The organism is Streptomyces sp. NPDC051136 (assembly GCF_044455745.1).
Classification (GTDB): Bacteria; Actinomycetota; Actinomycetes; order Streptomycetales; family Streptomycetaceae; genus Streptomyces.
In genome coordinates this window covers 140,965-153,625 of sequence record NZ_JBITFE010000016.1, presented here as the reverse complement: position 1 = coordinate 153,625, position 12,661 = coordinate 140,965, and the positions used below count along the sequence as shown (strand labels likewise).

Here is a 12,661-nt window from a genome sequence, read left to right as displayed (position 1 = left end):
GGCGGGGGCGAAACACCCTCCACGCGACGGCCGTATGCGCCCCCGCGACCGCGGAGACCACCGCGCGGGCGGCCACCGCCCCGGAGTCCGCCCCCCCCCCCCCCCCCCCCCCCCCCCCCCCCCCCCCCGCCCCGGCCCCCCCCCCGCCGCCCCCGGCCCCCCCCCCCCCGCCCCCCCCCCCCCCCCCCCCCCCCCCCCCCCCCCCCCGCCGTGTCGGGCGGGCGCCGCGTCACGGACCGGACCCGGCGCTCAGCGGATCGGCATCCCGGCCAGCGTCCGCGCGATCACCAGCCGCTGGATCTCACTCGTGCCCTCGAAGATCGTGTAGATCGCGGAGTCGCGGTGCATCCGCTCCACCGGGTACTCCCTGGTGTAGCCGTTGCCGCCCAGGATCTGGATCGCCTGGGCGGTCACCTTCTTCGCGGTCTCGCTCGCGAACAGCTTGGACATCGACCCCTCGGCCGCCGTGAACGGCTTGCCGTTGATCGCCATCCAGGACGCCCGCCACACCAGCAGCCGCGCCGCGTCGATGGACGTCCGCATGTCCGCGAGCTGGAAGGCGACGCCCTGGTTGTCGATGATCGGCCGCCCGAACTGCTCGCGGGTCTGGGCGTACTCCAGCGCCACCTCGTACGCGGCCCGTGCGGTGCCCACCGCCATCGCGCCGACGGCGGGGCGGGACGCCTCGAAGGTGGCCATCGCCGCGTTCTTCACGCGCTCGCCGCCCTTCTTGGCCTTCTCCCGGGCCCGGGCGAGGCGGGCGTCCAGCTTCTCCTTGCCGCCGAGCAGGCAGGAACCGGGCACCCGCACGCCGTCGAGGACGACCTCGGCGGTGTGCGAGGCGCGGATGCCGTGCTTCTTGAACTTCTGGCCCTGGGACAGCCCCGGCGTGTTCGGCGGCACGATGAAGGAGGCGTGGCCCTTGGAGCCCAGGTCCGGGTCGACGACCGCGACGACGACGTGGACGTTGGCGATGCCGCCGTTGGTCGCCCAGGTCTTGGTGCCGTTGAGCACCCACTCGTCCTTGGCCTCGTCGTAGACGGCACGGGTGCGCATGGAGGCCACGTCGGAGCCGGCGTCGGGCTCGGAGGAGCAGAAGGCGGCGACCTTCACGTCGTTGGCGTCGCCGTACATCTGCGGGATCCAGGTGCCGATCTGCTCCTCGGTGCCGTTGGCGAGCACGCCCACGGCGGCCAGGCCGGTACCGACGATCGACAGGGCGATGCCCGCGTCGCCCCAGAACAGCTCCTCCATGGCCATGGGGATGCCGAGGCCGGTGGAGTCGAAGTACTGCTGGGCGTAGAAGTCGAGGGAGTAGATGCCGACCTTGGCGGCCTCCTGGATGACCGGCCAGGGAGTGTCCTCGCGCTCGTCCCATTCGGCGGCCGCGGGACGGATGACGTCGGCCGCGAAGCCGTGCAGCCAGTCCCGGACCTCCTTCTGTTCGTCGCTCAGCTCCATGGTGAACTCGGCCATGTCCCCTCCAGTGACGCCCGTGCATGTTACTTGCGGTAACCCCGAGTGTGTTACCGACGGGTAGGAAAAGTCAACTCCCCGGACCACCTCGCCCTCCCGTTCGATGTGCCGCGCCCCGTGAGTGTTACTTTGCGCAGGCGTCACCGAAACAGCACGGGTGGGGAGAAGTACATGGACACCACACAGCGGACCGAACAGCAGACGTCCGCCGACCGCAGACGGCGCGAGCTCCTCGAGGCCGCCGACCGGGTGGTGCTGCGCGACGGTCCGCACGCCTCGATGAACGCCATCGCCGCCGAGGCGGGCATCACCAAGCCCATCCTGTACCGCCACTTCGGCGACAAGGGCGGACTCTACGCCGCCCTCGCCGTCCGGCACACGGACGCCCTGCTCGCCTCGTTGCGGGCCGCCCTGGACGCCCCGGCGGAGCGGCGGCAGCGCGTCGAGTCCACCCTGGACACCTATCTGGCGGCCATCGAGGCCCGCCCGCAGGTGTACCGCTTCCTGATGCATCCGGCGGAGGGCGCCGGCGCTCCGGGCGACCAGTCGGAACAGGGCTTCGACGTCGGCAGGCACTCGGCGCCGCTGCTGCGCCGCATGGGCGAGGAACTGGCCCAGGTCATCGAGGAGCGCCTCGACGTCGGGCCGGGCACCCAGCAGCTGGCCCGGGTCTGGGGGCACGGGATCGTCGGCATGATGCACGCCGCCGGGGACTGGTGGCTGGGCGAGCGGCCCTGCCCCCGGGAGGAGCTGGTCCGCAGCCTGGCCGACCTGCTGTGGGGCCGCCTCGCCGCGGCCGGCGACAAGGCGGGCGGCCCCGGCTTCTGACCGCCCCGACCAGCCGCTGCGGGGAGCCTGGTCGGCCGGGCCCGTTCAGCGGCGCCAGGCCGCCCGCTCCACCTGGCGCATCAGCTTCCGGTGACGCCGGCCGGTCAGGCGGTCGGCGTAGACCCGCCCCTCCAGGTGATCGCACTCGTGCTGGAGGCACCGCGCGAAGAACCCCGTGCCGCGCACGGTGACCGGCTCGCCCCGCACCGTGAAGCCCGTCACGACCGCCTCGTCGTGCCGCTCGGTCCCCGCCTCGAGACCCGGCAGGGACAGACAGCCCTCGGGGCCGCGCACCACCACCCCGCCGGTCTCCACCAGCCGCGGGTTCACGACGTGCCCGAGGTGCCGCTCCTCCTCGTCGTCCGGGCAGTCGTACACGAAGACGCGCAGCGCCCGGCCGATCTGGTTCGCGGCCAGGCCGACGCCGTGGGCGGCGTACATGGTCGCGAACAAGTCCTCCACGAGCGCCGCGAGTTCCGGGCCGAAGTCCGTCACCTCCGCGCAGGGAGCGTGCAGGACGGGGTCGCCGAGGAGACTGAGGGGACGGACGCGCCCGTGGGCGCCCGGGATGGGGCCTTGTCGCATGGCGGTCAGAGTAAGGTCCCAGTGTCCCCCGGCGGCACGCGCCCACCGCCGGAACCCGGTGGCCGGTGCCGCGATTCGGGAGTGCGAATGGATCTCGATAGGCTGAGGTCCACACCACGTGGCCGTCAGGCTTCACAGGCTTCAGGCGCGGCGCGTACGGCAAGGAGGATCGAGAACTGATGGCAGGCAACTCGGACCCGCTCACGCCGCGGGCCAAGATCGCCGTGACCGCGGGCAAGGCGGTCGCGGCGGCTTCGCGCGCCGCGGGGCGCGGCAGCGGTTCGGTGATCGGCGGCCGGGTCGCGCTGAAACTCGACCCCGACCTCCTCCACCGGCTCGCCCAGCACCTGGACGTGACCCTGGTCTCGGCGACCAACGGCAAGACCACCACCACCCGGCTCATCGCCGAGGCGCTCAAGGCGGCCGGACCGGTCGTCTCCAACGCGCTCGGCGCCAACATGCCGGCCGGCATCACCTCGGCCCTCGCGGGCGGCGCGGACTCCCGCTACGGGGTCATCGAGGTCGACGAGAAGTACCTCGTCGGCGTCGCCCAGGCCACCGACCCGAAGTGCATCGCGCTGCTCAACCTCTCCCGCGACCAGCTGGACCGCGCCGCCGAGACCCGCATGCTCGCGGAGAACTGGCGCGAGGGCCTGGCCGGTTCGAAGGCCGTGATCGTCGCCAACGCCGACGACCCGCTGGTGGTGTGGGCCGCCTCCTCCTCCCCCAACGTGATCTGGGTCGCCGCCGGGCAGATGTGGAAGGACGACGCCTGGTCCTGCCCGTCCTGCGGCGGTGTGATGCAGCGCCCCGGCGACGACTGGTTCTGCGGCGAGTGCGGCTTCCGCCGCCCGACGCCGAGCTGGGCGCTGTCCGGCGACCACGTCCTGGACCCGCACGGCTCCGCCTGGCCGATCCACCTCCAGCTGCCGGGCCGCGCCAACAAGGCCAACGCCGCCTCGTCGGCCGCGGTCGCCGCCGTCTTCGGGGTGCCGCCGCAGGTCGCCCTGGAGCGCATGTACCAGGTGCAGGCGGTCGCCGGCCGTTACGACGTGGTCCAGTTCCAGGGCCGTGACCTGCGTCTGCTGCTCGCCAAGAACCCGGCGGGCTGGCTGGAGACCTTCTCCCTGATCGACCCGCCGCCGGCCCCGGTGATCCTCTCGGTGAACGCGCGCGGCGCCGACGGCACGGACACCTCCTGGCTGTGGGACGTGGATTACACCCGGCTGTCCGGCCATCCGATCTGCGTGGTCGGCGACCGGAAGCTGGACCTCGCGGTGCGCCTGGAGGTCGCGAACCAGCAGTTCCAGGTCTGCGAGGACCTCGACCAGGCGGTGCAGCTGTGCCCGCCGGGACGCATCGAGGTCATCGCGAACTACACCGCCTTCCAGGACCTGCGCCGCCGCGTCGGCAACTGACCGCGCAACTTCAGGGGACTCTCGTGAGCGACAACCAACTGCGGATCGTCTGGATCTACCCGGACCTGCTCAGCACCTACGGCGACCAGGGCAACGCCCTGGTCGTGGAGCGCCGGGCCCGCCAGCGCGGCCTCGACGTGGCGCGGCTCGACGTGCGCAGCGACCAGCCGATCCCGACCTCCGGCGACATCTACCTCGTCGGCGGCGGCGAGGACCGCCCGCAGCGGCTCGCGGCCGAGCGGCTGCGCCGTGACGGCGGGCTGCACCGGGCGGTGGAGAACGGCGCCATCGTCTTCTCCGTCTGTGCCGGCTACCAGATCCTGGGCCATGAGTTCATCAACGACCTCGGACAGCGCGAGCCCGGCCTCGGCCTGCTCGACGTGGTCTCGACCCGGGGCGAGGGCGCGCGGTGCGTCGGCGACGTCCTCGGCGACATCGACCCGCGGCTCGGCCTGCCGCCGCTGACCGGCTTCGAGAACCACCAGGGCGTCACCCACCTCGGCCCCACCGCCCGCCCGCTCGCCCAGGTCCGCTTCGGCAACGGCAACGGCACGGGGGACGGCACCGAGGGCGCGTACAACGACACGGTGTTCGGTACGTACATGCACGGCCCGGTGCTGGCGCGGAACCCGCAGATCGCGGACCTCCTGCTCAAGCTGGCCCTGGACGTGAACGCGCTGCCGCCGACGGACGACCGCTGGTACGAGGCGCTCCGCAACGAGCGCATCGCGGCCGCGCAGCAGCCTGCGTGACGCTGTCCGCCGCGGCCCTTCTGATGGTGCGTCCGCACAGGTGAGCGGGCTCGTCCAGTAGGCGGACGCACGGTTCGGTCCCGCCCCCCGTTGCCGCTAGGGTGGCGGGGATCGAGCCGGACAGGGCGGTCCGGACCCGTGCCACGTTGAGAAGGTATTTCGGGCTATGCGCATTGGTGTCCTCACGTCCGGCGGCGACTGCCCCGGCCTGAACGCCGTCATCCGGTCCGTCGTGCACCGTGCCGTCGTCGACCACGGCGACGAGGTCATCGGTTTCCGGGACGGCTGGAAGGGCCTCCTGGAGTGCGACTACCTCAAGCTCGACCTCGACGCGGTCGGCGGCATCCTGGCCCGCGGCGGCACCATCCTCGGCTCGTCCCGGGTCCGCCCCGAGCACCTGCGGGACGGCGTCGAGCGGGCCCGCGGCCACGTCGAGGAACTCGGCCTCGACGCGATCATCCCGATCGGCGGCGAGGGCACGCTGAAGGCGGCCCGGCTGCTGTCCGACAACGGGCTGCCGATCGTCGGCGTGCCGAAGACCATCGACAACGACATAGCGGTCACCGACGTCACGTTCGGCTTCGACACCGCCGTGACCGTCGCCACCGAGGCCCTGGACCGGCTGAAGACCACCGCCGAGTCCCACCAGCGGGTGCTGATCGTCGAGGTCATGGGCCGCCACACCGGATGGATCGCGCTGCACTCGGGCATGGCGGCGGGCGCGCACGCCGTCGTCGTCCCGGAGCGGCCCTTCGACATCGACGAACTGACGGCGAAGGTCGGCGAGCGGTTCTCCGCGGGCAAGCGGTTCGCGATCGTGGTGGCCGCGGAGGGCGCCAAGCCGAGGGCCGGCACCATGGACTTCGACGAGGGCGGCAAGGACGTCTACGGCCACGAGCGCTTCGCCGGGATCGCCCGCCAGCTCTCCATCGAGCTGGAGGAACGGCTCGGCAAGGAGGCCCGGCCGGTGATCCTCGGACACGTCCAGCGCGGCGGTACCCCGACGGCGTACGACCGGGTGCTGGCGACGCGGTTCGGGTGGCACGCGGTGGAGGCGGTGCACCGCGGGGAGTTCGGGAAGATGACGGCGCTGCGCGGCACGGACATCGAGATGGTGCCGCTGGCCGAGGCGGTGGAGTCGTTGAAGACGGTGCCGGACGCGCGGTACGCGGAAGCGGAGTGTGTTCTCTGACCTGCCGGTCGGAGCTCGGGCCTTGAGGTGATTCGCGGTCTGCGGGCCGCTTGTGGCTTGTCGCGCAGTTCCCCGCGCCCCCAGGGGCGCGTTTCGCCGCCCCCGGTCGCAGATGTCACCGGGGGCGGTTCTACGCTTGCTTCGGACAAGCGGCGTGCAACCGCGCTCAACCCCCACGAAACAGGAGCCGGCGGATGGATCACAGCGGGCACGGCATGACGATGGATCTGCCGCCGTTCACGCTGGGGCGAGGGCTCGCCTGGTCGGCGGACCCCTTCTTCCTGATCGCCTGCCTCGTGGGGCTGGCGCTCTACGGCTGGGGCGTCGCCCGCCTGGTGCGGCGCGGTGACAAGTGGCCGGTCGGGCGGACCGTGGCCTTCGTCGCCGGGGTGCTGAGCGTCGCCCTGATGATGTGCACCAAGCTGAACGACTACGGCATGGTCATGTTCAGCGTGCACATGGTCCAGCACATGGTGATCAGCATGGTGTCGCCGATCCTGCTGCTGCTGGGCGCCCCGATCACGCTGGCCCTGCGCGCGCTGCCCCCGGCGGGCCGTGGCCGCAAGGGACCCCGTGAGCTGCTGCTGATGCTGCTGCACAGCCGGTACATGCGGATCATCACCCATCCGGCGTTCACGATCCCGCTGTTCATCGCGAGCCTGTACGCGCTGTACTTCACCCCGCTCTTCGACACCCTGATGGGCTCCCAGGCCGGGCACATCGGGATGATGGTGCACTTCCTCGCCGTCGGAGTGGTGTTCTTCTGGCCGATCATGGGCGTGGACCCGGGTCCGCACCGGCCGGGCTACCTGATGCGGATGCTGGAGCTGTTCGCGGGCATGCCGTTCCACGCGTTCTTCGGCATCGCCCTGATGATGGCCTCCTCTCCGATGGTCGGCACGTTCGAGAACCCGCCCGCCTCGCTCGGTATCGACGCGCTCTCCGACCAGAACGCGGCCGGCGGCATCGCCTGGGCCTTCAGTGAGGTCCCGTCGGTGCTGGTGCTGCTCGCGCTGCTGTTCCAGTGGTACGCCTCGGAGGAGCGCCGGGCCCGGCGCAGCGACCGGGCCGCCGACCGCGACGGCGACAAGGAGCTCGCGGCGTACAACGCCTACCTGGCCTCGCTGAACACCCGGGGCAGCTGACCCCGCGACGGCACGCATCTCGTCGTCCGCACCCCTTCGGAGCCGGAACCGGGGCACCATAGGAGGAGCGGACCACGAGGAGGGTGTTGCGATGCCCGGTTCCACGGACAGTTCGACGAAGACGATGGGAGCGCTCACCATCGGCGGGCTCGTCGCGGTGACGGCCTACACGGTGGCGCTCGGAAGCAACGGCTGGCTGTGGTTCGGCTGGGTCGTGCTCGGCCTGATCACCGTGGGGCTGGTGGCCACGCGCAGCGCCTGAGCCCCTCGCGGGGCGCCCCGGCTCACTCGCGGCCGATCCGGGCCGCCGAGTGCACGCCCGGCTGGTACTTCGGCAGCCGGACCGTGATCTTCATGCCCGCGCCGACGGCCGTCTCGATGACGAGGCCGTGGTCGTCTCCGTAGACCTGGCGGAGGCGGTCGTCGACGTTGGACAGTCCGATGCCGCCCGACGGGCTGACCTCGCGCGCCAGGATGCGGCGCAGCAGGTCCGGGTCCATGCCGGCGCCGTCGTCCTCGATGACGACCAGCGCCTCGGCGCCCGCGTCCTGGGCGGTGATCTGGATGCGGCAGCGGTCGGCCTTGCCCTCCAGGCCGTGCTTGACGGCGTTCTCCACGAGGGGCTGGAGGCAGAGGAAGGGCAGGGCGACCGGCAGTACCTCGGGGGCGATCTGGAGGGTGACGGCGAGGCGGTCGCCGAAGCGGGCCCGCACCAGCGCCAGGTAGTGGTCGATGGCGTGCAGCTCGTCGGCGAGCGTGGTGAAGTCGCCGTGCCTGCGGAACGAGTAGCGGGTGAAGTCGGCGAACTCCAGGAGCAGCTCGCGGGCGCGCTCGGGGTCGGTGCGCACGAAGGACGCGATCACCGCGAGCGAGTTGAAGATGAAGTGCGGGGAGATCTGCGCGCGCAGCGCCTTGATCTCGGCCTCGATGAGGCGGGTGCGGGACCGGTCCAGGTCGGCCAGCTCCAGCTGGACGGAGACCCAGCGGGCCACTTCCCCGGCCGCGCGGACCAGGACGGCGGACTCGCGGGGCGCGCAGGCGACGAGGGCGCCGTGCACCCGGTCGTCGACGGTGAGCGGGGCGACGACGGCCCAGCGCACCGTGCAGTCCGGGGTGTCGCAGGTGAGCCGGAAGGCCTCGCCGCGGCCGCTCTCCAGCGGACCGGAGAGCCGTTCCATGATCTCGGCGCGATGGTGGGTGCCGAGGCCGTCCCACACCAGCACCTCTTCGAGGTCGGTCAGGCACAGCGCGTCCGTGCCCAGCAGCGAGCGCAGCTTGCGGGCCGACTTGCCGGCGGTCTCCTCGGTCAGGCCCGCCCGCAGCGGCGGCGCGGCCAGCGAGGCGGTGTGCAGGGTCTGGAAGGTGGCGTGCTCCACGGGGGTGCCCAGGCCGCCGAGGTGCTGCGGGCGGGCCGTGCGCCGCCCCAGCCAGAAGCCGGCGGCCAGCAGGGGAAGCAGGGCGACGGCGAGGCCCGCCAGGAAGCCGCCGGCGGAGCCGCTCATCGCGTCGTCTCCTTGCGCGGGCCGCCCGTCACCCGCACGTCGTCCGTACGCCTGCCGTCCGTACGCCCGGCATCGGTAGTCCCGTCGCCCGTGCGCGGCTCCTCCGAGCGTGGTTCCTCCGTACGCAGCTCCTCCGCACGCAGTTCTTCCGCACGCAGTTCTTCCGGCAGGTGGAAGCGGGCCAGGATCGCCGCCGTCCCGGGCGGTACCCGGCCCGGGGTGGCCAGGGAGACCAGCACCATGGTGAGGAAGCCCAGCGGCACCGACCACAGGGCGGGCCAGGCGAGCAGGGCGTGCCGCGCGCCTCCGCCGCCGGGGAAGCCGCCCATGGTGGCCGCGACGGCGAGCAGGGCGGAGCCGCCGCCCACCAGCATCCCGGCCGCGGCGCCGGGCGGGGTGAGCCGCCGCCACCAGATGCCGAGGACGAGCAGCGGGCAGAAGGAGGAGGCGGACACGGCGAAGGCGAGTCCTACGGCGTCGGCGACCGGCAGCCCGCCGACCAGTGCGCTCGCCGCCAGTGGCACGGCCATGGCGAGCAGGGTGCCGAGCCGGAAGTGCGGCACCGCGCGGGACGGCAGCACGTCCTGGGTGAGCACGCCCGCGACGGCCATGGTGAGACCCGACGCGGTGGACAGGAACGCCGCGAAGGCGCCGCCCGCGACCAGCGCGCCGAGCAGGTCGCCGCCCACTCCCCCGATCACCCGGTCGGGCAGCAGCAGGACGGCGGCGTCGGCGTCGCCGGTGAGGGTCAGCTCGGGGGCGTACAGGCGGCCGAGGGCGCCGTAGAGGGGCGGCAGCAGGTAGAAGGCGCCGATCAGGCCCAGTACGGCGACGGTGGTACGGCGGGCGGCGACACCGTGCGGGCTGGTGTAGAAGCGGACCACGACGTGCGGCAGGCCCATGGTGCCCAGGAAGGTGGCCAGGATCAGGCCGTAGGTGGCGTACAGCGGGCGTTCCGTGCGGCTTTCGGCCCGGGAGGGCGACAGGGCGTCGTCGGCGCCGCGCCCGGCGGCGGGGACGGGGGTGTCCGCGGCGAAGGTGAGACGGGTGCCGGCCTCGATGCGGTGGGTGCCGGCGGGCAGCGCGACGCGGGCGCCGTCGCGGGCGCGGCCGTCCACGGTGCCGTCGACGGTGACCGTCAGCGGCTCGTCGAGCTTGAGGGTGAGGGCGTCGTCGACCCGGACCGAGCGCTGCTCGCGGAAGGTGGCGGGTTCCTCGAAGGGGCGCCCGGGGGCGCCGTCGCCCTGCCAGGCCAGCACCAGGAAGAGGGCGGGGACGAGGAGGGCCGTGAGTTTGAGCCAGAACTGGAAGGCCTGGACGAAGGTGATGCTGCGCATGCCGCCGGCCGCGACGATGGCGGTCACGACGACGGCGACGATCACCCCGCCCAGCCGGTCGGGCGCACCGCTGAGCACCGTCAGGGTCAGCCCGGCGCCCTGGAGCTGGGGCAGCAGGTACAGCCAGCCGACCCCGACGACGAAGGCCCCCGCGAGCCGCCGGACCCCCGGGGAGGCGAGCCGGGCCTCGGCGAAGTCGGGCAGCGTGTAGGCGCCCGAGCGGCGCAGCGGTGCGGCGACGAAGAGCAGCAGGACGAGATAGCCGGCCGTGTAGCCGACCGGGTACCAGAGCATGTCGGGGCCCTGGACCAGGACCAGCCCTGCGATGCCGAGGAAGGACGCGGCGGAGAGGTACTCGCCGCTGATGGCGGCGGCGTTGAGGCGGGGGCCCACGGTGCGGGAGGCGACGTAGAAGTCGGAGGTGGTGCGGGAGATGCGCAGGCCGAAGGCGCCGACGAGGACGGTGGCGACGACGACCAGGGCGACGGCGGGTATGGCGTAGCTGGAGTTCACGGCGCCTTCCCGGCCTCGTCCTCGTCCCTCGCGTGCACGGCCCCGGCCTCGTCCTTCTTCTGCACGGCCTCGTCCTCGTCCCTCTCGTGCACGGCCCCGGCCTCGTGCGCGTCCGGTGGGGTCATCGGTCCTCGACGAGCCGTACGAAGTCGCGTTCGTTGCGCTCGGCGCGGCGCACGTACCAGCGGGCGAGGAGGACCAGCGGGGCGTACAGGCCGAACCCGAGGACGGCCCACTCCAGGTGGCGGGCGTCGGGCAGCGCCGCGAACAGCAGCGGGAGCGGGCCGACGAGGAGGCCGAGGACCGCGAGGGCGGTGAGCCCGGCGCGCAGCTGGCTGCGCATCAGGGAGCGGACGTAGGTGTGGCCGAGGGTGGTCTGTTCGTCGATCTCGGTGCGCGGGCGGTAGTGGCCGGAGGCCTGGGGGTGCCGCCCGCGCGAGCGGAGCCGGGCGGGCGGGGCGGTGCGCCGGGGCGGGCCGGTGACGGTGACGCGGCGCTCGGCGGGGTCCTGGGGCACGGCTCACGGCCTCCGCATGAGCAGGTCCCGCAGCTCGCGGGCGTGGCGCCGGCTGACCTGGAGTTCCTCCGTGCCGACCAGGACGCTGACGGTGCCGGCGTCCAGGCGCAGCTCGCCGATGTGGCGCAGGGCGACGAGATGGCGGCGGTGGATGCGGACGAAGCCGCGGGCGCGCCAGCGCTCCTCCAGGGTGGACAGGGGGATGCGGACGAGGTGGCTGCCCCGGTCGGTGTGCAGGCGGGCGTAGTCGCCCTGGGCCTCGACGTGGGTGATGTCGTCGACGGGGACGAAGCGGGTGACGCCGCCCAGTTCCACGGTGACGTGGTCGGGGTCGGGTTCGTGCACGGGTATGCGCGGGGCGGGCACGGCGGCGGTGCCGCGCCGTTCGACGGCCCGGCGCACGGCTTCCGCCAGCCGCTCCCTGCGCACCGGTTTGAGCACGTAGTCGACGGCCTTGAGGTCGAAGGCCTGGACGGCGAAGTCCTCGTGCGCGGTGACGAACACGACCAGCGGCGGCCGGGCGAACCCGGTGAGCAGCCGGGCGAGGTCCAGTCCGTCGAGGCCGGGCATCTGGATGTCGAGGAAGACCACGTCGATGGCGTCCGGTCCGTCCGGGCCCGACTCCAGGGCCCGGTTGATGCGGCGCAGCGCCTCGGTCGCGTCGCCCGCTCCCTCCGCGGTGCCGATGCGGGGGTCGGCGTTCAGCAGGTACACGAGTTCCTCGAGCGTGGGGCGTTCGTCGTCGACAGCCAGGGCGCGCAGCATGAACGTGGAGTGTAGGGGCGATCCGTGCGCCTGCACACGCCTGCGACGTGGCCGTATCCGCTGGATACAGTGCCCGCATGAACAGCAGGCCCGCTTCCTTCGACGAACTCGACCGGAAGATCGTCACCGCGCTGATGGAGAACGCCAGGACGTCCTTCGCCGAGATCGGCGCGGAGATCGGTCTCTCCTCGACGGCGGTCAAGCGCCGGGTGGACCGGCTCCGCGAGACGGACGTGATCACCGGGTTCACGGCGACGGTGCGGCCCTCCGCGCTGGGGTGGCGCACGGAGGCGTACGTGGAGGTGTACTGCGAGGGTGCGGCGCCGCCCCGGCGGCTCGCGGAGGTCGTGCGGGGCTACCCGGAGATCACGGCGGCGATGACGGTGACCGGTGGCGCGGACGCGCTGCTGCACGTGCGGGCGCGGGACGTGGAGCACTTCGAGGAGGTCCTGGAGCGCATTCGGGCGGAGCCGTTCATCCGGAAGACGATCAGTGTGATGGTGCTGTCCCACCTGATCCCGGACAGTCCGGAGGCGGGAGCGGCCCTGCTTGCTCCGGACGGCGCAGCAGAAGTGCGCTGACCGGGGGAACGACGCAGCGATCCTGCGGGAACACGCAGCCTTTGTCGCTT

14 protein-coding genes are annotated in these 12,661 nt (G+C 72.9%); 7 read left to right on the top strand and 7 right to left on the bottom strand.

Features of this window, described 5'->3' with window-relative positions:
• Positions 1-249 precede the first annotated feature (249 nt).
• On the bottom strand, positions 250-1,476 hold the full coding sequence (locus ACIBCJ_RS34860; protein ID WP_365979721.1) for an acyl-CoA dehydrogenase family protein: 1,227 nt from the start codon (positions 1,474-1,476) through the stop codon (positions 250-252).
• A 171-nt stretch (positions 1,477-1,647) separates the two neighbouring features.
• Here ACIBCJ_RS34860 and ACIBCJ_RS34855 point away from each other — a divergent pair, with 171 nt between their 5' ends.
• Entirely contained in the window at positions 1,648-2,304 is a 657-nt protein-coding gene (locus ACIBCJ_RS34855) for a TetR family transcriptional regulator (protein WP_362096507.1), read from the top strand.
• 45 nt (positions 2,305-2,349) lie between these two features.
• Here ACIBCJ_RS34855 and def read toward each other — a convergent pair whose 3' ends face one another.
• On the bottom strand, positions 2,350-2,889 hold the full coding sequence (def, locus tag ACIBCJ_RS34850; protein ID WP_362096509.1) for a peptide deformylase: 540 nt from the start codon (positions 2,887-2,889) through the stop codon (positions 2,350-2,352).
• Between the two features lie 179 nt (positions 2,890-3,068).
• Here def and ACIBCJ_RS34845 point away from each other — a divergent pair, with 179 nt between their 5' ends.
• From ACIBCJ_RS34845 to ACIBCJ_RS34825, 5 genes are all read left to right on the top strand, one after another.
• A complete protein-coding gene (locus ACIBCJ_RS34845; protein ID WP_133886900.1) occupies positions 3,069-4,307 on the top strand; it encodes a MurT ligase domain-containing protein in 1,239 nt (412 codons plus the stop codon).
• Positions 4,308-4,330: 23 nt separating this feature from the next.
• Positions 4,331-5,059 (top strand): glutamine amidotransferase, encoded by a 729-nt coding sequence (locus ACIBCJ_RS34840; protein ID WP_362096514.1) that lies wholly within the window; start codon positions 4,331-4,333, stop codon positions 5,057-5,059.
• A 166-nt stretch (positions 5,060-5,225) separates the two neighbouring features.
• The gene (locus ACIBCJ_RS34835) at positions 5,226-6,251 is read left to right on the top strand and encodes a 6-phosphofructokinase (protein ID WP_362503332.1); all 1,026 of its coding nucleotides are present in this window, start codon (positions 5,226-5,228) and stop codon (positions 6,249-6,251) included.
• A 194-nt stretch (positions 6,252-6,445) separates the two neighbouring features.
• Positions 6,446-7,396, top strand: a complete 951-nt coding sequence (locus ACIBCJ_RS34830; protein ID WP_362096519.1) for a cytochrome c oxidase assembly protein — start codon at positions 6,446-6,448, stop codon at positions 7,394-7,396.
• 91 nt (positions 7,397-7,487) lie between these two features.
• On the top strand, positions 7,488-7,658 hold the full coding sequence (locus ACIBCJ_RS34825) for a hypothetical protein (protein ID WP_166661743.1): 171 nt from the start codon (positions 7,488-7,490) through the stop codon (positions 7,656-7,658).
• 22 nt (positions 7,659-7,680) lie between these two features.
• On the opposite strand, the gene ACIBCJ_RS34820 is transcribed toward ACIBCJ_RS34825, so the two are convergent.
• From ACIBCJ_RS34820 to ACIBCJ_RS34800, 5 genes are read right to left on the bottom strand one after another with little or no spacing between them, the layout of a single operon-like run.
• Positions 7,681-8,898, bottom strand: coding sequence for a histidine kinase (locus tag ACIBCJ_RS34820; protein WP_362096523.1), 1,218 nt, complete (start codon positions 8,896-8,898; stop codon positions 7,681-7,683).
• Positions 8,895-10,748: a cation acetate symporter gene (locus tag ACIBCJ_RS34815; protein WP_365979720.1), complete on the bottom strand. Its 1,854-nt coding sequence runs from the start codon at positions 10,746-10,748 to the stop codon at positions 8,895-8,897. Before ACIBCJ_RS34815 ends, ACIBCJ_RS34820 begins: the two co-directional genes overlap by 4 nt.
• On the bottom strand, positions 10,745-10,873 hold the full coding sequence (locus tag ACIBCJ_RS34810; protein WP_365979719.1) for a hypothetical protein: 129 nt from the start codon (positions 10,871-10,873) through the stop codon (positions 10,745-10,747). The genes ACIBCJ_RS34815 and ACIBCJ_RS34810 overlap by 4 nt, the downstream gene beginning before the upstream one ends.
• Positions 10,870-11,265, bottom strand: a complete 396-nt coding sequence (locus ACIBCJ_RS34805) for a hypothetical protein (protein ID WP_133886906.1) — start codon at positions 11,263-11,265, stop codon at positions 10,870-10,872. The genes ACIBCJ_RS34810 and ACIBCJ_RS34805 overlap by 4 nt, the downstream gene beginning before the upstream one ends.
• A 3-nt stretch (positions 11,266-11,268) precedes the next feature.
• Positions 11,269-12,030, bottom strand: coding sequence for a LytTR family DNA-binding domain-containing protein (locus tag ACIBCJ_RS34800; RefSeq protein WP_362096533.1), 762 nt, complete (start codon positions 12,028-12,030; stop codon positions 11,269-11,271).
• A 77-nt stretch (positions 12,031-12,107) separates the two neighbouring features.
• Here ACIBCJ_RS34800 and ACIBCJ_RS34795 point away from each other — a divergent pair, with 77 nt between their 5' ends.
• Positions 12,108-12,611 (top strand): Lrp/AsnC family transcriptional regulator, encoded by a 504-nt coding sequence (locus tag ACIBCJ_RS34795; protein ID WP_133886908.1) that lies wholly within the window; start codon positions 12,108-12,110, stop codon positions 12,609-12,611.
• Positions 12,612-12,661: the final 50 nt, after the last annotated feature.

Bases quoted from the DNA above. Each gene is read 5' to 3' on its own strand.
- ACIBCJ_RS34860 (WP_365979721.1), bottom strand. From the start codon at position 1,476: ATGGCCGAGTTCACCATGGAGCTGAGCGACGAACAGAAGGAGGTCCGG.
- ACIBCJ_RS34855 (WP_362096507.1), top strand. From the start codon at position 1,648: ATGGACACCACACAGCGGACCGAACAGCAGACGTCCGCCGACCGCAGA.
- def (WP_362096509.1), bottom strand. From the start codon at position 2,889: ATGCGACAAGGCCCCATCCCGGGCGCCCACGGGCGCGTCCGTCCCCTC.
- ACIBCJ_RS34845 (WP_133886900.1), top strand. From the start codon at position 3,069: ATGGCAGGCAACTCGGACCCGCTCACGCCGCGGGCCAAGATCGCCGTG.
- ACIBCJ_RS34835 (WP_362503332.1), top strand. From the start codon at position 5,226: ATGCGCATTGGTGTCCTCACGTCCGGCGGCGACTGCCCCGGCCTGAAC.
- ACIBCJ_RS34830 (WP_362096519.1), top strand. From the start codon at position 6,446: ATGGATCACAGCGGGCACGGCATGACGATGGATCTGCCGCCGTTCACG.
- ACIBCJ_RS34825 (WP_166661743.1), top strand. From the start codon at position 7,488: ATGCCCGGTTCCACGGACAGTTCGACGAAGACGATGGGAGCGCTCACC.
- ACIBCJ_RS34820 (WP_362096523.1), bottom strand. From the start codon at position 8,898: ATGAGCGGCTCCGCCGGCGGCTTCCTGGCGGGCCTCGCCGTCGCCCTG.
- ACIBCJ_RS34810 (WP_365979719.1), bottom strand. From the start codon at position 10,873: ATGACCCCACCGGACGCGCACGAGGCCGGGGCCGTGCACGAGAGGGAC.
- ACIBCJ_RS34800 (WP_362096533.1), bottom strand. From the start codon at position 12,030: ATGCTGCGCGCCCTGGCTGTCGACGACGAACGCCCCACGCTCGAGGAA.
- ACIBCJ_RS34795 (WP_133886908.1), top strand. From the start codon at position 12,108: ATGAACAGCAGGCCCGCTTCCTTCGACGAACTCGACCGGAAGATCGTC.